Source organism: Rhizobium mongolense USDA 1844 (genome assembly GCF_000419765.1).
GTDB classification, from domain to species: Bacteria; Pseudomonadota; Alphaproteobacteria; order Rhizobiales; family Rhizobiaceae; genus Rhizobium; species Rhizobium mongolense.
Genome location: NZ_ATTQ01000005.1, coordinates 174308 through 190115 on the forward strand (window position 1 = coordinate 174308; position 15808 = coordinate 190115).

At 61.6% G+C, this 15808-nt stretch carries 17 protein-coding genes and 1 pseudogene; 4 read left to right on the forward strand and 14 right to left on the reverse strand.

Going from position 1 to position 15808, the window contains the following annotated elements; translation table 11 throughout:
* Positions 1–5 precede the first annotated feature (5 nt).
* The 3 genes from A3C3_RS0110990 to A3C3_RS0111000 all read right to left on the reverse strand — a co-directional run bounded on the left by A3C3_RS0110990 (position 6) and on the right by A3C3_RS0111000 (position 1272).
* Positions 6–263, reverse strand: a complete 258-nt coding sequence (locus tag A3C3_RS0110990; RefSeq protein WP_027507415.1) for a hypothetical protein — start codon at positions 261–263, stop codon at positions 6–8.
* Between the two features lie 100 nt (positions 264–363).
* Entirely contained in the window at positions 364–795 is a 432-nt protein-coding gene (locus A3C3_RS0110995; protein ID WP_022714657.1) for a TIGR02301 family protein, read from the reverse strand.
* A 60-nt stretch (positions 796–855) separates the two neighbouring features.
* On the reverse strand, positions 856–1272 hold the full coding sequence (locus A3C3_RS0111000; RefSeq protein WP_022714658.1) for an NUDIX hydrolase: 417 nt from the start codon (positions 1270–1272) through the stop codon (positions 856–858).
* An 82-nt stretch (positions 1273–1354) separates the two neighbouring features.
* On the opposite strand from A3C3_RS0111000, the pseudogene A3C3_RS41415 reads away from it, so the two are divergent.
* Both A3C3_RS41415 and A3C3_RS0111010 read left to right on the forward strand, forming a co-directional pair.
* Positions 1355–1677: pseudogene (locus tag A3C3_RS41415) on the forward strand (YnfA family protein).
* Positions 1678–1721: 44 nt separating this feature from the next.
* Positions 1722–2483 (forward strand): SOS response-associated peptidase, encoded by a 762-nt coding sequence (locus A3C3_RS0111010; RefSeq protein ID WP_022714659.1) that lies wholly within the window; start codon positions 1722–1724, stop codon positions 2481–2483.
* A 236-nt stretch (positions 2484–2719) separates the two neighbouring features.
* Here the strand turns inward: A3C3_RS0111010 and A3C3_RS46025 are convergent, their stop codons facing one another.
* From A3C3_RS46025 to A3C3_RS0111035, 5 genes are all read right to left on the reverse strand, one after another.
* Entirely contained in the window at positions 2720–2863 is a 144-nt protein-coding gene (locus A3C3_RS46025; RefSeq protein ID WP_022714660.1) for a hypothetical protein, read from the reverse strand.
* A 168-nt stretch (positions 2864–3031) separates the two neighbouring features.
* The gene (gene pssA, locus A3C3_RS0111020; protein ID WP_022714661.1) at positions 3032–3877 is read right to left on the reverse strand and encodes a CDP-diacylglycerol--serine O-phosphatidyltransferase; all 846 of its coding nucleotides are present in this window, start codon (positions 3875–3877) and stop codon (positions 3032–3034) included.
* 17 nt (positions 3878–3894) lie between these two features.
* The gene (locus A3C3_RS0111025) at positions 3895–4656 is read right to left on the reverse strand and encodes a phosphatidylserine decarboxylase (protein ID WP_267903853.1); all 762 of its coding nucleotides are present in this window, start codon (positions 4654–4656) and stop codon (positions 3895–3897) included.
* 77 nt (positions 4657–4733) lie between these two features.
* Entirely contained in the window at positions 4734–6611 is a 1878-nt protein-coding gene (locus tag A3C3_RS0111030) for an ABCB family ABC transporter ATP-binding protein/permease (protein ID WP_022714663.1), read from the reverse strand.
* Positions 6612–6824: 213 nt separating this feature from the next.
* The gene (locus tag A3C3_RS0111035) at positions 6825–8837 is read right to left on the reverse strand and encodes a LysM peptidoglycan-binding domain-containing protein (RefSeq protein ID WP_022714664.1); all 2013 of its coding nucleotides are present in this window, start codon (positions 8835–8837) and stop codon (positions 6825–6827) included.
* A 155-nt stretch (positions 8838–8992) separates the two neighbouring features.
* Here A3C3_RS0111035 and A3C3_RS0111040 point away from each other — a divergent pair, with 155 nt between their 5' ends.
* Entirely contained in the window at positions 8993–9616 is a 624-nt protein-coding gene (locus A3C3_RS0111040) for an LOG family protein (protein ID WP_028739564.1), read from the forward strand.
* A 9-nt stretch (positions 9617–9625) separates the two neighbouring features.
* On the opposite strand, the gene rarD is transcribed toward A3C3_RS0111040, so the two are convergent.
* Complete coding sequence (gene rarD / locus A3C3_RS0111045; protein ID WP_022714666.1) at positions 9626–10540, reverse strand: EamA family transporter RarD; 915 nt, start codon at positions 10538–10540, stop codon at positions 9626–9628.
* A 106-nt stretch (positions 10541–10646) separates the two neighbouring features.
* Here rarD and A3C3_RS0111050 point away from each other — a divergent pair, with 106 nt between their 5' ends.
* The gene (locus A3C3_RS0111050) at positions 10647–11519 is read left to right on the forward strand and encodes a protein-L-isoaspartate O-methyltransferase family protein (protein ID WP_022714667.1); all 873 of its coding nucleotides are present in this window, start codon (positions 10647–10649) and stop codon (positions 11517–11519) included.
* Positions 11520–11522: 3 nt separating this feature from the next.
* Here the strand turns inward: A3C3_RS0111050 and cimA are convergent, their stop codons facing one another.
* The 5 genes from cimA to A3C3_RS0111080 all read right to left on the reverse strand — a co-directional run bounded on the left by cimA (position 11523) and on the right by A3C3_RS0111080 (position 15745).
* Complete coding sequence (cimA, locus tag A3C3_RS0111055) at positions 11523–13139, reverse strand: citramalate synthase (RefSeq protein WP_022714668.1); 1617 nt, start codon at positions 13137–13139, stop codon at positions 11523–11525.
* Positions 13140–13360: 221 nt separating this feature from the next.
* Positions 13361–14317 (reverse strand): prolyl aminopeptidase, encoded by a 957-nt coding sequence (pip, locus tag A3C3_RS0111065; RefSeq protein ID WP_022714670.1) that lies wholly within the window; start codon positions 14315–14317, stop codon positions 13361–13363.
* Positions 14314–14790: a GFA family protein gene (locus A3C3_RS0111070; RefSeq protein ID WP_022714671.1), complete on the reverse strand. Its 477-nt coding sequence runs from the start codon at positions 14788–14790 to the stop codon at positions 14314–14316. Before A3C3_RS0111070 ends, pip begins: the two co-directional genes overlap by 4 nt.
* Positions 14787–15293, reverse strand: coding sequence for a GFA family protein (locus tag A3C3_RS0111075; RefSeq protein ID WP_145611874.1), 507 nt, complete (start codon positions 15291–15293; stop codon positions 14787–14789). Before A3C3_RS0111075 ends, A3C3_RS0111070 begins: the two co-directional genes overlap by 4 nt.
* Positions 15272–15745: a GFA family protein gene (locus A3C3_RS0111080; RefSeq protein ID WP_022714673.1), complete on the reverse strand. Its 474-nt coding sequence runs from the start codon at positions 15743–15745 to the stop codon at positions 15272–15274. Before A3C3_RS0111080 ends, A3C3_RS0111075 begins: the two co-directional genes overlap by 22 nt.
* Between the last annotated feature and the right edge of the window lie 63 nt (positions 15746–15808).

Below are 15808 nucleotides of genomic sequence, written 5' to 3' on the forward strand. Positions count from 1 at the left end.
CTCTATTATTGCAGGGTGCGGTTCGGAGAAAATTCGCCACCCAGCATACGTTCGCGCAACGAATCAAGCAGCGCCTCTGCACCCTTTTCGCCATGGCGGCGGATCGTTTCGCGCAGCGCTTGCACGATTGCCGTGTCGGCAATGATCTCTGGCTCGATACCGTCAGCCATACCGTCGGCCCAGGCTTCGTTGTGGTACTCCAGAGCCGCCTGCATCTTTTCGTGGACGATCATGTCGTCGATGTCATTGAGGCTTGGTTCCATCATCTCTTCCTCAAATTGCATGCCTTACTGCCTGGTTAACAACTCTATCAGCCTTTTCCCAAAACGACACGTGCGCGAGTGAAAACAGGTTAATTTATCCCTAATTTCCAAAGCGCGAGGTAATTTCTGTGGCGAGTGTTGCACCTTCGTTACGGTAGCGCTCTTCTGCCACGATGGCTGATGAAGTGCAATCGGTGTAGACCGAAGCAAAAGCGCGGTAGCCGCGGTTGAACGCCGCCGTCAGCTTTTCCTTCCGCTGCGGTTCGTCTTTCGTCTCCGAATCCAGCAGCTTTTGCATGTCGCTTCGCCATTCGCCGCCGTCTGGCGCCTTGCAGAGCGTGCGCAGGTAGTGGACCGAGCCGATCACCTCCGCCAGCCGCGAAAGCTTGTCGTCGTAAGGCACGGCAACGGGCGCTGCCGGCACGGCTTCGGGGACCGCCGGCGGAGCCTTGTCCTGCGCCCATCCCGCAGCCGCTAATGCCGAACCGGCGCAGACAAAGAGAGACAGAAAAACGCGTTGAACGGGAATCATGTTGCTAGATGATACCTGCGCCGTGACCGGAACAAGGCAGGCTGATGACTATCCACGCCGTTATTGTTGCACGGAGAGCCGTTCGGCACATTCAAGCACCGACTGCGGCACCGGCAAGCGGCGGATTTCCTCGACGGTGTACCAGCCGAGAGCGGCTGCGTCGTCCGACGCCTCGGCCACCGCTTGCTCGTCAGCCTCAACGGTGAAGACTGAAAGGAGAAAGTGGCTGCTGACGCTGCCGTCGCCGGCATGGGCCTTCAGGTCGTAGGTCGCAAAGAGCTGCGGGCTATAGGCGCGGATGCCGGTTTCCTCCTCAAATTCGCGCAGCGCCGTTTGATCAGGCGTCTCGCCATCCTCCGCCCGGCCGCCGGGAAAGGCATACATATCCGCAGACGGCGGGTTGCGGCGGAGCACGAGGAGAAAGCGGCCGTCGCGCTCGAGGATCGCTGAAGACGCGGCTCTTGGTTTTGAAGTCATGACTTGCCGTCTCTTCACTCAGCCGGGATTTCCGTATTCTCGTTTTGAATATTCAATCGCCGATTCGAAGGGAAGGGGCACCCTGACCTATATCATCTACGCTTTTGCAGCACTCTTCGAAATCGCGGGCGGCTTTGCCTTCTGGGCCTGGCTGAGGCTGGGCAAGCCGATTGGGTGGCTCGCGCCGGGCATGGTCGCGCTTGCCCTCTTCGCCTGGCTTCTGACACTGGTGCCGAGCGAGGCGGCCGGGCGCAACCTTCGCGGCCTATGGCGGCATTTATATCGTCGCATCGCTTGTCTGGCTGTGGCTTGCGGAAAAACCGTGTTCCGGACCGCTGGGATATCGGCGGGGCGGCCGCCTGCCTTGCCGGAACGGCGATCCTTCTCTTCGGGCCGCGCAGCTAGGGTTGCGCCTTGACCGTTGCGAAACAGGGTGCAAAGACAACGTCATGTGCGGACGCTATGCATTGACGCTGACCCCGGAGGAATTGAAGGAGATACTTGGGCTGCTGGAGCTCGGGGACTTTCCCGCGCGCTACAATATTGCGCCGACGCAGCCGATCCTCGTCGTCGTTTCCGGCGAAGCGCAGGGGCGTGGCAGCAATCTCCCGGATCGCCGCGCCGTGCTGGTGCGCTGGGGTTTCACGCCGTCCTGGGTCAAGGATCCGAAGGAATTTCCGCTGCTCATCAATGCGCGGGCCGAAACCGCAATCGGCAAAGCATCCTTCCGCGCCGCGATGCGCCATCGCCGTGTCCTCGTCCCGGCTTCCGGCTTTTATGAATGGCATCGTCCCTCGAAAGAAAGCGGCGAAAAATCCCAGGCTTACTGGATCAGGCCCCGCCGCGGCGGCGTGGTTGCCTTCGCCGGCCTGATGGAGACCTGGTCGTCGGCCGACGGTTCGGAAGTCGATACGGGCGCGATCCTGACCACGGCGGCCAACGCTTCCATCGCAACCATCCATGACCGCATGCCGGTCGTCATCAAGCCGGAGGATTTCGCCGGCTGGCTCGACTGCAAGACGCAGGAACCGCGCGATGTCGCCGGTCTGATGCAGCCGGCGGACGAGGATTTCTTCGAAGCGATCCCCGTCGCAGACAAGGTCAACAAGGTCGCCAACATGGGAGCCGATCTGCAGACGCCCGTGGTGATCGAGACGCTGCCGAAATCGCCCGGCAAGAAAGCTGGCGACGGCCAGCTTAGCTTCTTCTGAAACCCCATATCATTCAGCATTTTCCTGAAACCCAATGTTCTCGATCACGGCTGCCCTTTCGGGTTTGGGTTCGGACAGGATCGCCTACGGGCTGCCGTCGCGTCGTTCCTCTGGTTTTTTGGCGCGTCTGCTGCAGCTGGTATTCGCCCCGCCGCGTGGCGGGTTCTCGATGTCATCATCGGTATCGTCCCGAGCCTGCCGGCGATCAGCCTGCTCGTTCGCATCTTCCGTCCGGCTTAGGCGATCTTCTTGACGAGGGCCGGCTTGCTCTTCAGCATCAGCGCGGCGGCCAGAACCGCCTTGAGGCCGAGCGGGCGGTAATGTGTGCTCAGATCCGGCTTTGCCGCTTGTTCCGCCTGGTCTGTCTTCTTCGAGGTCACGATACTCTCCTTACGCGCTTCCCTAGACTTCTTATTGTTCTGCTCTTTTGTCGCCAATAACGACAAAATAGAGGCATGGTTTATCAGGAATTGTGTACGCAATGCACATTGCGCGAGGCTTGATGCGAAGCCTGGTGTTCGTCGGGGCTTACCGGGAGAAGTACGAAATCAGATGTGGCGGCCGATATCGTCGTCGCCGTCGCCCGGTTCTTCGATCGTGAGCGTGCCGTACTTTAATCGCCACTTACGTGCTCCGAAGGGCAGCGACAGCAGGTAGACGATGACGGTGAACACCATGACTTCCCAGGTGAAGCTCATCAGGAGAGCGACATAGAGCACGACGCCGAGCATCAGCGGCAGCACCAGATCGCGCCGCAAGCGGCTGCCTTCCGACTTGCCGGACCAGACGGGCAGGCGGCTGATGAGTAGGAAAGCGATCAGAACCGTATAGGCCGAAGAGATATAGGCGAAGGTGCGGTCTTCGGTGAGGCCGAGGAAGCCGAGATAGACGGGCAGCAGCACTAGCATGGCACCGGCGGGGGCAGGCACGCCGACGAAATATTCGGATTGCCAAGGCGCGCGGTTTTCCCGTTCCGCCATGACGTTGAAGCGGGCGAGGCGGAGGCCTGCGGCGATCGCATAGATCAGCGCGGCGATCCAGCCGATGGAGCGCGCGCTGTCCAGCGCGAAGACATAGACGACGAGAGCGGGCGCGACACCGAAATTGACGATGTCGGCGAGCGAATCCATCTGCGCGCCGAACTTGGAGGTTGCTTTCATCAGGCGGGCGATGCGCCCGTCGATGCCGTCGAGAAAGGCGGCCAGCAGCACCATTATCACCGCCAGCTCGTAGCGGCTTTCGAAAGCGAGGCGGATGCCGGTGAGGCCCGCGCAGATCGCCAGAATCGTGATGAGATTGGGAACGACGAGGCGTAGCGGAATTTCGCGGAGCCGCGGACCGCGCGCCGAATCGTTCGGACCGTTCGGTTCGAAGGGCGGAAAAGGCGTCTCCATAGCACGCTCCATTCGTTCTAGCTGCGGCGGCTGATGACGGGTCCCTTGGGGGAGCCGAATTCAGCAAGTACCGTTTCGCCGGCAATCGCTGTCTGCCCGAGCGAAACACGTGCTGCCGCGCCGGCCGGCAGGAAGACGTCGAGCCTGGAGCCGAAGCGGATAAGGCCGAAACGCTCGCCGGCATCCAGCGGCTCGTTGTTATTGGCCCAGCACAGAATACGACGGGCGACGAGGCCCGCGATCTGCACGACGCCGATCTGGCCGTGGACGGTCTCGATCACCAGCCCGTTGCGCTCGTTGTCCTCGCTGGCCTTGTCGAGCTCGGCATTCACGAAGCTGCCAGACCGGTAGTTGATGCTCACGACGCGGCCGCGCATCGGCGCGCGGTTTACATGGCAGTTGAAGACGTTCATGAAGACGGAGATGCGCAGCATCGGCTCGTTGCCTAGGTTGAGCTCGGCGGGCGGCGTCACCATCTGGATCGAAGAGACCTTGCCGTCGGCCGGCGAGATCACCAAGTCATCATCCTGCGGCGTCATGCGCTCTGGATCACGGAAGAAGTAAGCGCACCAGAGCGTCAGGACGAGGCCGACCCAGAAGAGTGGCTCGAATATCCAGCCAAGGATCAGCGAAGCTACGAAGAACGCGGCGACGAATACATAGCCTTCCTTGTGCACCGGAACGATGGTGTTTCGAACGGTATTGAGCAAGCTCATCGACGCTGGTCTCCTCGCGCTTTTTCGTTCCCGCTGGTTATAGAAAAAGTCCTGCGGGAGCAATGCCGTGCCGCTTCCGCCCGACCTTATGGCGTGGTTCTAAACAGCAAAACGACAGAGCGGCTTTTTGGTTCGAACGCTCAGCTTGCCGGCGCGAGACGGGCAACAATGCCCAGGTCGTCGCTTTCGCGCACTTGCTTCAGGTGTTCCTCCGCCTGCGTTGCTTCGCGCTGGCGGTTCCACATCGAGGCATAGAGGCCGTTTTTCTCGAGCAGCGCCGCATGCGTTCCACGCTCGGCGATCTCGCCGCTTTTCAAGACGATAATCTCATCCGCGCCGATGACGGTCGACAGGCGGTGGGCGATGACGAGTGTCGTGCGGTTCTTGGAAACGACGTCGAGGGCCGCCTGGATTTCCCGCTCCGTCGTTGTGTCGAGCGCCGAGGTCGCCTCGTCGAGGATCAGGATCGGCGGCGCCTTGAGGATCGTGCGGGCGATGGCGACGCGCTGTTTCTCGCCGCCCGAAAGCTTCAATCCGCGCTCGCCGACCTTTGTTTCGAAGCCCTCCGGCAGCAGCTCGATGAAATGCGCGATCTGGGCAATTTCCGCCGCCATCTTCACCTCGGCATCGCCGGCCGACGGGCGGCCATAGCGGATATTGTAGGCGACTGTGTCATTGAAAAGCACGGTATCCTGCGGAACCATGCCGATCGCCGAGCGAAGGCTCTTTTGCGTGACATGGCGGATATCCTGGCCGTCGACTGTGATCGCGCCGCTCTGGATGTCGTAGAAACGGTAGAGGAGGCGCGACAGCGTCGATTTGCCGGCGCCGGACGGGCCGACGACCGCGACGGTCTTGCCGGCCGGGACTTCGAAGGAAATTCCCCTAAGGATCGGGCGCGCGGGATCGTAGGAGAAATGCACGTCCTTGAATCTGATCGCGCCCTGACCGATCTTGAGCGGGGCGGCGTCCGGCGCATCGGTTACTTCGGGCGTCACGTCGAGCAGGTCGAACATCTGCTCGATATCCGTAAGCCCCTGGCGGATTTCGCGATAGACGAAGCCGATGAAGTTCAGCGGCACGGAAAGCTGCAGCAGCATGGAATTGACGAAGACGAAGTCGCCGATGGTCTGCTCGCCGCGCTGGACGGCAAAGGCTGAAAGCAAAAGCATGACTGTTGTGCCGAGGCCGAAGATGATCCCCTGGCCGAAGTTCAGCCAGCCGAGCGAGGTCCAGACATCGGTCGCAGCCTTCTCGTAGCGTTCCATCGACATGTCGAAGCGTCTGGCCTCCATCTCCTCGTTGCCGAAGTATTTGACGGTCTCGAAGTTGAGGAGGGAATCGATCGCCTTGGTGTTGGCGTCGGTATCGCTGTCGTTCATCGTCCGGCGGATGGCGATGCGCCAGTCCGACGCGCGGATCGTGAACCAGATATAGGCCCAGACGGTGAAGGCGGTCACTGCGAGATAGGAGAAACCGTAGCCCCACCAGAAGATCACGGCGGTCAGCAGGAATTCGATGACGGTCGGAACCGAGTTCAGGATCGTGAAGCGCACGATCGTCTCGATGCCCTTCGTGCCGCGCTCGATGATCCGCGACAAGCCGCCGGTCTTGCGTTCCAGATGGAAACGCAGCGAGAGTTCGTGGATATGCACGAAAGTCCGGTAGGCGAGCTGGCGCACCGCATATTGGCCAACGCTTGCAAAGAGTGCGTCGCGCAGTTGATTGAGGCCAAGCTGGATCAGGCGGGTAAGGTTATAGGCGATGACCAGCACGGTCGCGCCGACGAGGAGCGGCGGCAGGGTTCCGGCGAGATCCACGCGGCCGTTCAGGGCATCGGTCGACCATTTGAAGAAATAGGGAACGAGCAGCAGCACAAACTTGGAGACGAGCAGGTAGACCGTTGCCCAGACGACGCGCATCTTCAGGTCGGTCCGGCCGGAAGGCCACATGTAGGGCCAAAGATTGAAGAGCGTCCGCAGGAGGTTGGATTCCGAAACCGTCTTGCCGTTTGCCATGCCTATCTCCAGCCCGGTCGGGCTCGGCCGCGGATGCGGCGTTTCGATACGGCAAAAGTGCAAAAAGCGGAGATGCCCGATTGAGCCTCCGCAGACAGGATCGCCGTCTCCGCCACATAGGGTGCGCGGCGTGCGAATGCAACATGTGAAAAGCCGGGGAAAGACAAAGGCCGGGCGCTATATCGGCCCGGCCTTTCCGTCACCTGGTTCGGCTTAGAGGTGCCCGCCTGAAAGGCGCTTGCGATGAAGCTCTTCGGCGTTCGGCAGGGCTTCCTTCGGCAGGCCGAAAATCTGGCCGGGAAGGATGCGGTCCGGATTGTTGATCTGAGTTTCGTTGGCCATGTAGATCGTCGTGTAGCGGACGCCGAGGCCATAGACGCGGCGCGAAATCTGCCACAGCGTGTCGCCGCGGCGGATGATGACGGCGGTGTTGTTCGCCGTCAGTGGCGCCTGCTCGATCGTCTTCGGCTGGCTCGCGTCGGCCGCTGCTTCGTTTGCAGCCGGTGCACCGGCTGCCTTTGGCGCTGGCGTGGCTGTAAGACCATCAATCGCCGTCCCAAGCTTGCCGAGAGCGTCGCCTACGGACTTTGTATCCTTCGGCAGTGCCTGGAGCATGGCGAGCGCGCTTGAGGCCGACTGCGAGGCTGCGCCCGCCGTCTGCTTGAAGGCAGGCGTTGCTTCTGCTGCCGGACGGAATTCGGCGATCGAGCGAAGCGCGAATTCGGTTGCCGAACGCGCTGCCGCAAGCTGCTCGGCGCCGGGAAGCTTGCCATCGGCAAAAAGGCCCTTCAGCAGCCCAAATGCCTTACCCGCATCGGCTCTCAGCTTGCCGAGTTCACCTTCATCGAGGGGAACCATCGCGGCACCAGCCTCGTTTGCGGGCGGGTTGCCGGGCTGCGCCGCTACGGTGACCTGGTCGCCTGCCGGGCGGGTGAAGTTGACGGAGGCGCGAATGAGCACCTTGCCGCTGCCGTCGACGACATCGACGCGGATCTTGTGGTCGCCGACCGAAAGGTCCATTACGCCGTCGATAACGAAATGGCCGTCGGCGCCTGCTGTTGCCTTGCCGATCAGGGCGTCGTCCGCATAAGCGATCACGTTGGCATTCGGCTTGGCGGTGCCAGCGACGAAGATCTTCTTGCCTTCGATTTCAACTGCGTTGACCATCACCTCGGCCGGTGCCGAAGAAGCTGCATCGCTTGCGCCTGCCTGCGGTGCCCCCGGAACTGCCGGTGCGGTATTGGCAATCTCGGGCGAGCCGTCTGGCAGGCCGGGCTGAGCGGAAGCCTGTTCGCCTGCTGCGGGCTGAGCAGCAGGCGTACCGGCCGTCGGCGCCGTGATGATGCGGCTCGCTGCGCCTGGCTTGGAAACCATGGCGAGCAGCTCGGAGCCGCTGCCGTCCTTCGGCACGGAAACGGTTGCGACTTCTTCGGAAGTCAGGCTCTTGCCGTCCTGGCCGGTCGCCTTGAGCACGAGCTGGTGGTCGCCGGGCGGCAGCGGGTTGTCGAGGACGGCGGCAAAATCGCCGGTCGGGCCGACATTCGTCGTAGTGACGACCTTGTCGCCGTCCATGACTTCGAGCTTGCTGTTGGGCGTGGCCGACCCGGCGATGACGGTGGACCCGTCCGGCTCTACACGCAGGACGTCGAAAGCCGGGAGCATCGATCCGATATTCGCATCGGTCGCCGGTGGGCTTGCCGCGGGCTGGCTTCCCATCGCGCCGGACAGCTCGGCTTCGGCCTTGTTAATGGCGGCAAGCGCGTCGGCGATGTTTTCCGGCAGGGCCTGGACGATTGCCAGCGCCTTTGCCGCGCCGTCCTTGGCTTTCGTGGCGGCGGCTGCGGTCGCCGGATCGATGCCTTCGGGGACTGCGAAGTCGGCGAGCGCCTTCAGCGAGCCCGCCGCCTTCGTCTTGGCGGCATCGAATGCTTCGGTCGCCGGACCCTTGCCGTCCGCAAAGAGCGCCTTAAGTTGCGTGAGAGACTGACCTGCATCGGCCGAGAGACGGCCGAGCTTCTCGGTCGTAGCCGCCGTGTCGGCAGCCGCGTTCCGTGCGCTCTTGCCGGCTTCTTCAACCGTGTTCTTGACCTCGGAGCCTGCTTGATTGATGGCATCGCCGATTTTCGATGGGTCTTCGCCGATCCGGGGCATGACCACGAAGACCATCAGAAGGATCGCAACTGCAAGCACTGCGAAAGCCAGCAAGCCGGCACGATTTCTCATCATTCACTCTCCCCAGACGGCAAATGTGCCGTAGTACTAAAAATTGCTAGCGATTCCCGTTGCTTTTCACAAGCATTCAAAGCAATGACGCAGGCTCAACGCGCAGCTTTTCTGTCATTTTCCTTGACTGCGCAGGCATGGAATAGTTGTTTTCCCATATGAGCGATCAATCTCATTCAATTCAGTCCATCTGTGTCTACTGCGGGTCGAGGCCCGGACGGGATACGGCATACATGGCCGCCGGGCGCGCGCTCGGCAAAGAAATCGCCGAATACGGCCTGCGGCTCGTCTATGGCGGCGGCACCAAAGGCATCATGGGTGCTGTTGCGAGCGGCGTGCTTTCCAATGGGGGGCAGGTGACCGGCATCATCCCCGAATTCCTGATCGACATGGAGGCGACGCGCCATTCCCTCGGCCAGCTCAACGAGCTCATTGTAACGCCGGACATGCATGCGCGCAAACATCTGATGTTCGAGCGTTCCGACGCCTTCGTGGCGCTGCCGGGCGGGATCGGCACGCTGGAGGAAATCGTCGAGATCATGACCTGGGCGCAGCTTGCCCGTCACGAAAAACCGATGGTCTTCGCCAACATCAAAGGCTTCTGGGACCCGATGATGGAACTGATGAAGCACATGACGGATGAGGGTTTCGTGCACACCGCCCATCGCGTGCAGCCGCTCGTCATCGACGACGTCTCCGGCATCGTTCCAGCCATCATGGCGCAGGCAGCGGAACTCGCTGCCGACCGTGAGGGCGAGGATGCAGTGATTTCGAAGATGTGAGGCGGGCGCTCAGCGCCCGCGCGTTGCGTTCAGCATTGACCACGTATAGAGCACGAGGCCTGCCCAGATGAGCGGGAAGGCGATCATGCGCGCTGTATCCAGCGGTTCGTGGAAGACGAAGATCGCGATCAGGAAGATCATCGTCGGCGCGATGTACTGCATGATGCCGATCGTCGAGAGCTTCAGAAGCTTTGCGCCGTTGGCGTAGATCATCAGCGGTGCGGCAGTGACGATACCGCAGCCGAAGAGCAGTGCTGTATCGCTGAAGCCGGTCTGAACGAAGTGGCCTTCGCCACTGAAGAACTCCAGATAGACGATGTAGAGGACGGCCGGAACGCTGAGAATCAGTACCTCGAGCAGGAAGCCCTGGTTGGGGCCAAGCGGCAATGTCTTGCGGAAGAAGGCATAGAAGGCCCAGCTGAAGGCGAGGGTCAGCGCCACCCACGGAAGCCCGCCGCCATCGACGGCGAGAACGACAACGGCAATGGCCGCCAGGCCGATTGCGACGATCTGAGCCGGGCGCAGCTTCTCCTTGAGCAGCACCGAGCCCATGAAGATGCTGATCAGCGGGTTGATGAAATAGCCCATGGCGGCATCGAGCGAATGTCCGGCGCCGATCGCCCAGACATAGGTACCCCAGTTGACGGTGATGAGTGCCGCCGTCAGCGCAGCCATTGCGAGCATGCGCGGCGAGCGCAGCGCGTCACGGATTTCCTGCGTACGTCCGAGCGCGAACAGCACGAGGCCGGCGATCGGAACAGACCAGAGAACGCGATGCGCAATCACCTCGGCCGGCGAAATATGCGCCAGCGCCTTCATGTAGATCGGCAGGAATCCCCAAAGAAGATAAGCCGTCAGCGCAAAGGCGAAACCGCGCGCACTATCTTCGTTTTTGATGGCGGGAGGGCTCGCTTCGGCAGACATCAGGTGTTTCCAGCTTTGTTCTTCTTCCGATCTCGATTAGCTTAAGTGCCGTGAATAGACCAATTCATTTCGGTGAATGGATTGTCAGCGCTTTTGAGGCGGACGCATGGCTTTCGAGGATGAGCCGCCATACCGGCAGATTTATGCCCGCCAGATATTGGCGAAGGCAGGTGTTGCGAAGAACGACAGGCTACTTGCAGCCCTTGCCAAAGTGCCGCGTGAAAAATTCGTCGGTCCGCCGCCCTGGCTCTACAACGACTTCCGCCATTATCGGGAAATGGCTTCCACCGATCCGGTCGTGCTTTATCAGGACTTGTTGATAGGTCTCAATACCAGGCGTGGGGTCAACAACGGCATGCCCTCCCTTCACGCGTCCGCCCTGAATACGCTTGGAATTCGGGAGGGCGAGACGGTTGCCCATCTGGGTGCCGGGACGGGCTATTACACTGCGATCATTGCCGGACTCGTCGGCTCCTCTGGCAAGGTCGTCGCCGTCGAATACGACGAAGCGCTGGCCGAAAAGGCGCGGGAAAACCTTTCCGGTTATCCCAATATCGAGGTCGTGCAGGGCGATGCGGCCAAATGGCCGAAGGAAGACGCCGACGTCATCTACGCCAATTTCGCGCTCGACCATCCGCCGGCCGCCTGGATCGAAAACCTGGGCGTGAGTGGGCGGTTGTTGTTTCCGCTCGGAATCCCCGCGGTCGAAAATGGCAGAGCGACCGGCTTCACCCGTTCGGCAGGCTTCCTGCTTATAGAGCGGCGCGCCAGAGGTTTTGGCGCGCGCTTCATCCAGCCGGTCTCCTTCGTCTGGGCGGAGGGCCAAGAACCTCCGCCGGCCGGTCGCCATGACGGTCTGGCGGAAGCCTTCCGCAGCCGCCGGCTGTTGCAGGTTCGCAGTTTCCGCTGGCGGACCGCCCCCCAAGGCGAAGAGTGTTACGGCGAACAGGAGTGGGGGCTCTCTTTCGAGGAGCCGTGATCTTCACTCCGCCGCGATCTTGCCCGCCAGCTGCCGGTTCTTCATCAGCTTGTAGATCACGGAATCCATCAGCGCCTGGAACGAGGCGTCGATGATGTTTTCCGACACGCCCACCGTCCACCAGCGCAGGCCGTCGCTGTCGGTGGATTCGATCAGTACACGCGTGATGGCTTCGGTGCCGCCGTTGAGGATACGCACCTTGAAGTCGGCGAGAACCAGGTCGTCGATTTCGTGCTGGTACTTGCCGAAATCCTTGCGTAGCGCCAGGTCGAGCGCGTTGACCGGGCCGTCGCCTTCCGCCACCGACATGATCGTGTGGCCGTCGATCACCATCTTCACGACGGCTTCCGAGACGATCTTCACCCGCCCGTGCGAGTCGAAGCGGCGCTCGACCATCACGCGGAATCCTTCGATCGAGAAGAATTCCGGGATGGTGCCAAGCGTGCGGCGGGCCAAAAGCTCGAAGCTCGCATCCGCCCCCTCATAGGCGTAGCCGGAAGCTTCGCGCTCCTTGACGATGGAAATCAGCCGGTCGAGCTTCGGATCGTCCTTGGCGACCTCGATGCCCCGGCGTTTCAGAGCATTAATGAAATTCGCCTTGCCGCCCTGGTCGGAGACCATGACCTTGCGGAAATTGCCGACGCTTTCCGGCGGCACATGCTCGTAGGTGCGCGGGTCCTTGAGCAGAGCGGAGGCATGGATGCCCGCCTTGGTGGCGAAGGCCGAAGCGCCGACATAGGGCAGTTGATGGTCCGGCGAGCGGTTCAGAAGCTCGTCGAAGGCGTGGGAAAGCCGGGTGAGGTTCACCAGCCGCTCGGCATCGATCGTGGTTTCGAAGCGGGTGCTGTAGGTGTCCTTCAGGGCCAGCGTCGCGATCAGCGTCACCAGGTTGGCATTGCCGCAACGCTCGCCGATGCCGTTGAGCGTCCCTTGGATCTGGCGCACGCCGGCCTCGACGGCCACAAGCGAATTGGCGACCGCCTGGCCCGTATCGTTATGCGCATGGATGCCGAGACAGTGACCGGGAACGCCTGCCGCAATCACGGCATCGACGATCGCGTGGATCTCGGGCGGCTGCGCGCCGCCATTGGTGTCGCAGAGCACGACCCAGCGGGCACCCGCTTCATAGGCGGTCTTGGCGCAGGCGAGCGCATAGGCTGGATTGGCCTTGTATCCATCGAAGAAATGCTCGCAATCAACCATCGCCTCCTTTCCGGCGGCGACGGCTGCCTTCACGCTTTCGGCGATGCATGCGAGGTTTTCCTCGTTGGTGCATCCGAGCGCGACCTTGACGTGATAGTCCCAGCTCTTGGCGACGAAACAGATCGCATCGCTCTTTGCCTGCAACAGCGCTGCGAGGCCCGGATCATTGGAGGCTGAAACACCCGGCCGCTTAGTCATGCCGAAAGCGACGAATGCCGCTTGGCTGGTGCGCTTCTCTGCGAAGAAGGCGGTGTCCGTCGGGTTCGCGCCCGGATATCCGCCCTCGATATAATCGAGGCCGAACTCGTCCAGCATGGTCGCAATCGCAATCTTGTCCTCGACCGAGAAGTCGATCCCGGGCGTTTGCTGCCCGTCGCGGAGCGTCGTGTCGAAGAGGTAGATTTTTTCTCTGGTCACCGAGGTGCCTCCGAAGCATTTGATCTTATGCCGTGCGGCTCATCCCCCTCCGCCGGCAGAGCCGACATCTCCCCTAAAAGGGGGAAGATTGAGAATATGCGGCGTCTCTCGCCCGCTGCATCGATGGTTGCATGAGCGGGTGCGGACAGCCGATCTTCCCCCTTGTGGGGGAGATGCCCGGCAGGGCAGAGGGGGGTATCCACGACGCGCATCATAGGCCTTTATTTCCCTGCAAACCTGTCCGTTGCCCGGATCAGTTGATCCAGGATGCCGGGTTCGGAAAATGCATGGCCCGCACCTTCGATCAGGTGGAATTCCGCCTTCGGCCAGGCCTTGTGCAGCGCCCAGGCGAAGCGGGCGGGGCAGGGCATGTCGTAGCGACCATGCACGATGACGCCCGCAATATCCTTGAGCTTGTGCGCCTCGCGTATGAGTTGGCCTTCCTCCAGCCAGCCGGCATTGACGAAGAAATGGTTCTCGATGCGGGCGAAGGCATAGGCGAACTCGGCCTCCTCGAACTTGCCGCTAGTCGACGGCTCGGGCAGCAGCGTGATCGTCTCGCCTTCCCAGATGCTCCAGGCATGCGCGGCTTTGAGCGCGATTGCCTTGTCGTCGCTCGTCAGGCGGCGGTGATAGGCCTGCATCATCTCGTGACGCTCGTCCGGCGGAATGGGCGCAATGAAGCGTTCCCACTTGTCCGGGAACATTTCCGAAACGCCGAACTGATAGTACCAGTCGAGTTCCGCTTTCGTGAGCGTATAAATGCCGCGCACGATGAGTTCGGAGACCCGCTCGGGATGCTTTTCGGCATAGGCGAGCGCCAGTGTCGAGCCCCAGGAGCCGCCGAAGATCTGCCATTTCTCGGCCCCAGCCATATCGCGCAGCCGCTCGATGTCGGCAACGAGATGCCACGTCGTGTTGGCGTTCAGATCCGCATGCGGCGTGGATTTGCCGCAGCCGCGCTGGTCGAACAGCGTCACGTCGTAGAGCGCCGGGTCGAAGAGGCGGCGATGCACGGGCGAAATGCCGCCGCCAGGGCCGCCGTGCAGGAAAACGGCGGGTTTGGCGCCCGGCGTTCCGCAGCGTTCCCAGTAGATCACATGGCCGTCGCCGACATCGAGATGGCCCGAAGCATAGGGTTCGATTTCAGGATAGAGGGTACGCAGCACTTCGGTCATATCTTCAAGCCTTTCGCGGGCCATACGTCGGTGTCGTGGTCGGGATGCTGGAAGGAGATGATCTGCTCCTGCCGGGCATAGTAATCGGGATCCCGGTGAACCGGTGTGTCGAAGATCGTTTCGACCCAGGGCAGACGCCAGTCGTAATTCACTTGGATCTGCGGCGCGAGATCGCTGCGGTCGTCGAAGGTGCCGATCGCAAGCTCCAGCCCGCCGGGATGCCGGTAGGTCATCGGCGTGCCGCTACTGCTGCAGAAACCGCGGTCGATATTGATCGAGGACTGGAAATAGCTCGGCTCGCCACGCGTCCACTCCACGCCCTCCTCCGGCGCGGTAATGAGCGCCGAAAAGAAGCCGCCGAACTGCTTCTGGCACATGCGGCAATGGCAGATAGACGGACGCCCCAGCTTGCCGCTGATACGAAAGCGTATGGCGCCGCATTGGCACCCGCCTGTTCTGATAGGTTCGCTCATGTCTGTGCTCCGAATGGCCAGTGGTTCGTATCGTGATCGGGATGCTGATGATTGCTGGCCGCGATCGCTTCTTCGCGCTCCGAGCTCCCGGCGTCGGGCTCTACCGGCAGGGCGTCCAGCGCGTGAAACCAGCTCATCTTGCGATCAGTATTCGATTGCATCACCGGCCTGACCGCATCGGGATCGTCCAGCGAGCCGAGCGTAATGTTGACGGACTCGGCACTCGGTATGTCGTAGAAGAGTGGCGTGCCGCAATCGCCGCAGAAGCCGCGGCGCACGAGATCGGAAGAGCGAAACCACTTCGGTTTTCCGCGCGTCAACGCAAAATCCGTTCGCATGACCGCCCCGAGCGGCAGGAAATAGTTGCCCGCCGCCTTCTGGCACATGCGGCAATGGCAGATATGCGGATAGCCGAGTTCGCCCGCCGCGCGATAGCGCACTGCGCCGCATTGGCATCCGCCGCTATGGCTTGTTCCCGCCGTCACTTGCGCTCCTCTGGCCATTCTGTCGTGTCGTGATCTGGATGCTGATAGGAGACGATCTCACTGATGAATGGGGCTGTCTCGACGTCGTCTTCCGTACGTGTGCCGGGAAGCTCGTGCAGTTTGTCCGTGAACGGCAGCTTGCCTTCGATGCCGTACTGGATCGTCGGCGGCAGAAGAGCCGGATCATCGAACGCGCCAGCTGCAATCGCTATCCCATCCGGCGCCTCATAGGTCAGCGGTGTGCCGCAATCGCCGCAGAAGCCGCGGTCGACGAAATTGGAGGAACGGAATGTCTTCCGCTCGCCGCGCGTCCACTCGAAATCAGCCCCGCGCACGGAAACAAGCGGCGCATAATAGCCGCCGAACGCCTTCTGGCACATGCGGCAATGGCAGATCGACGAATGCGAAAGCTCGCCTTCCACCCGGAATCGGATCGCACCGCACTGGCAGCCGCCGGTGTAGACGGTCATCGACACTTCCTCCCGTTTGGCATGGGTGGTGAAAAGACCCCTTCCAACCCTCCCCACAAGGGG

Bases quoted from the DNA above. Each gene is read 5' to 3' on its own strand.
- A3C3_RS0110990 (WP_027507415.1), bottom strand. From the start codon at position 263: ATGGAACCAAGCCTCAATGACATCGACGACATGATCGTCCACGAAAAG.
- A3C3_RS0110995 (WP_022714657.1), bottom strand. From the start codon at position 795: ATGATTCCCGTTCAACGCGTTTTTCTGTCTCTCTTTGTCTGCGCCGGT.
- A3C3_RS0111000 (WP_022714658.1), bottom strand. From the start codon at position 1,272: ATGACTTCAAAACCAAGAGCCGCGTCTTCAGCGATCCTCGAGCGCGAC.
- A3C3_RS0111010 (WP_022714659.1), top strand. From the start codon at position 1,722: ATGTGCGGACGCTATGCATTGACGCTGACCCCGGAGGAATTGAAGGAG.
- pssA (WP_022714661.1), bottom strand. From the start codon at position 3,877: ATGGAGACGCCTTTTCCGCCCTTCGAACCGAACGGTCCGAACGATTCG.
- A3C3_RS0111030 (WP_022714663.1), bottom strand. From the start codon at position 6,611: ATGGCAAACGGCAAGACGGTTTCGGAATCCAACCTCCTGCGGACGCTC.
- A3C3_RS0111035 (WP_022714664.1), bottom strand. From the start codon at position 8,837: ATGATGAGAAATCGTGCCGGCTTGCTGGCTTTCGCAGTGCTTGCAGTT.
- A3C3_RS0111040 (WP_028739564.1), top strand. From the start codon at position 8,993: ATGAGCGATCAATCTCATTCAATTCAGTCCATCTGTGTCTACTGCGGG.
- rarD (WP_022714666.1), bottom strand. From the start codon at position 10,540: ATGTCTGCCGAAGCGAGCCCTCCCGCCATCAAAAACGAAGATAGTGCG.
- A3C3_RS0111050 (WP_022714667.1), top strand. From the start codon at position 10,647: ATGGCTTTCGAGGATGAGCCGCCATACCGGCAGATTTATGCCCGCCAG.
- pip (WP_022714670.1), bottom strand. From the start codon at position 14,317: ATGACCGAAGTGCTGCGTACCCTCTATCCTGAAATCGAACCCTATGCT.
- A3C3_RS0111070 (WP_022714671.1), bottom strand. From the start codon at position 14,790: ATGAGCGAACCTATCAGAACAGGCGGGTGCCAATGCGGCGCCATACGC.
- A3C3_RS0111075 (WP_145611874.1), bottom strand. From the start codon at position 15,293: ATGGCCAGAGGAGCGCAAGTGACGGCGGGAACAAGCCATAGCGGCGGA.
- A3C3_RS0111080 (WP_022714673.1), bottom strand. From the start codon at position 15,745: ATGACCGTCTACACCGGCGGCTGCCAGTGCGGTGCGATCCGATTCCGG.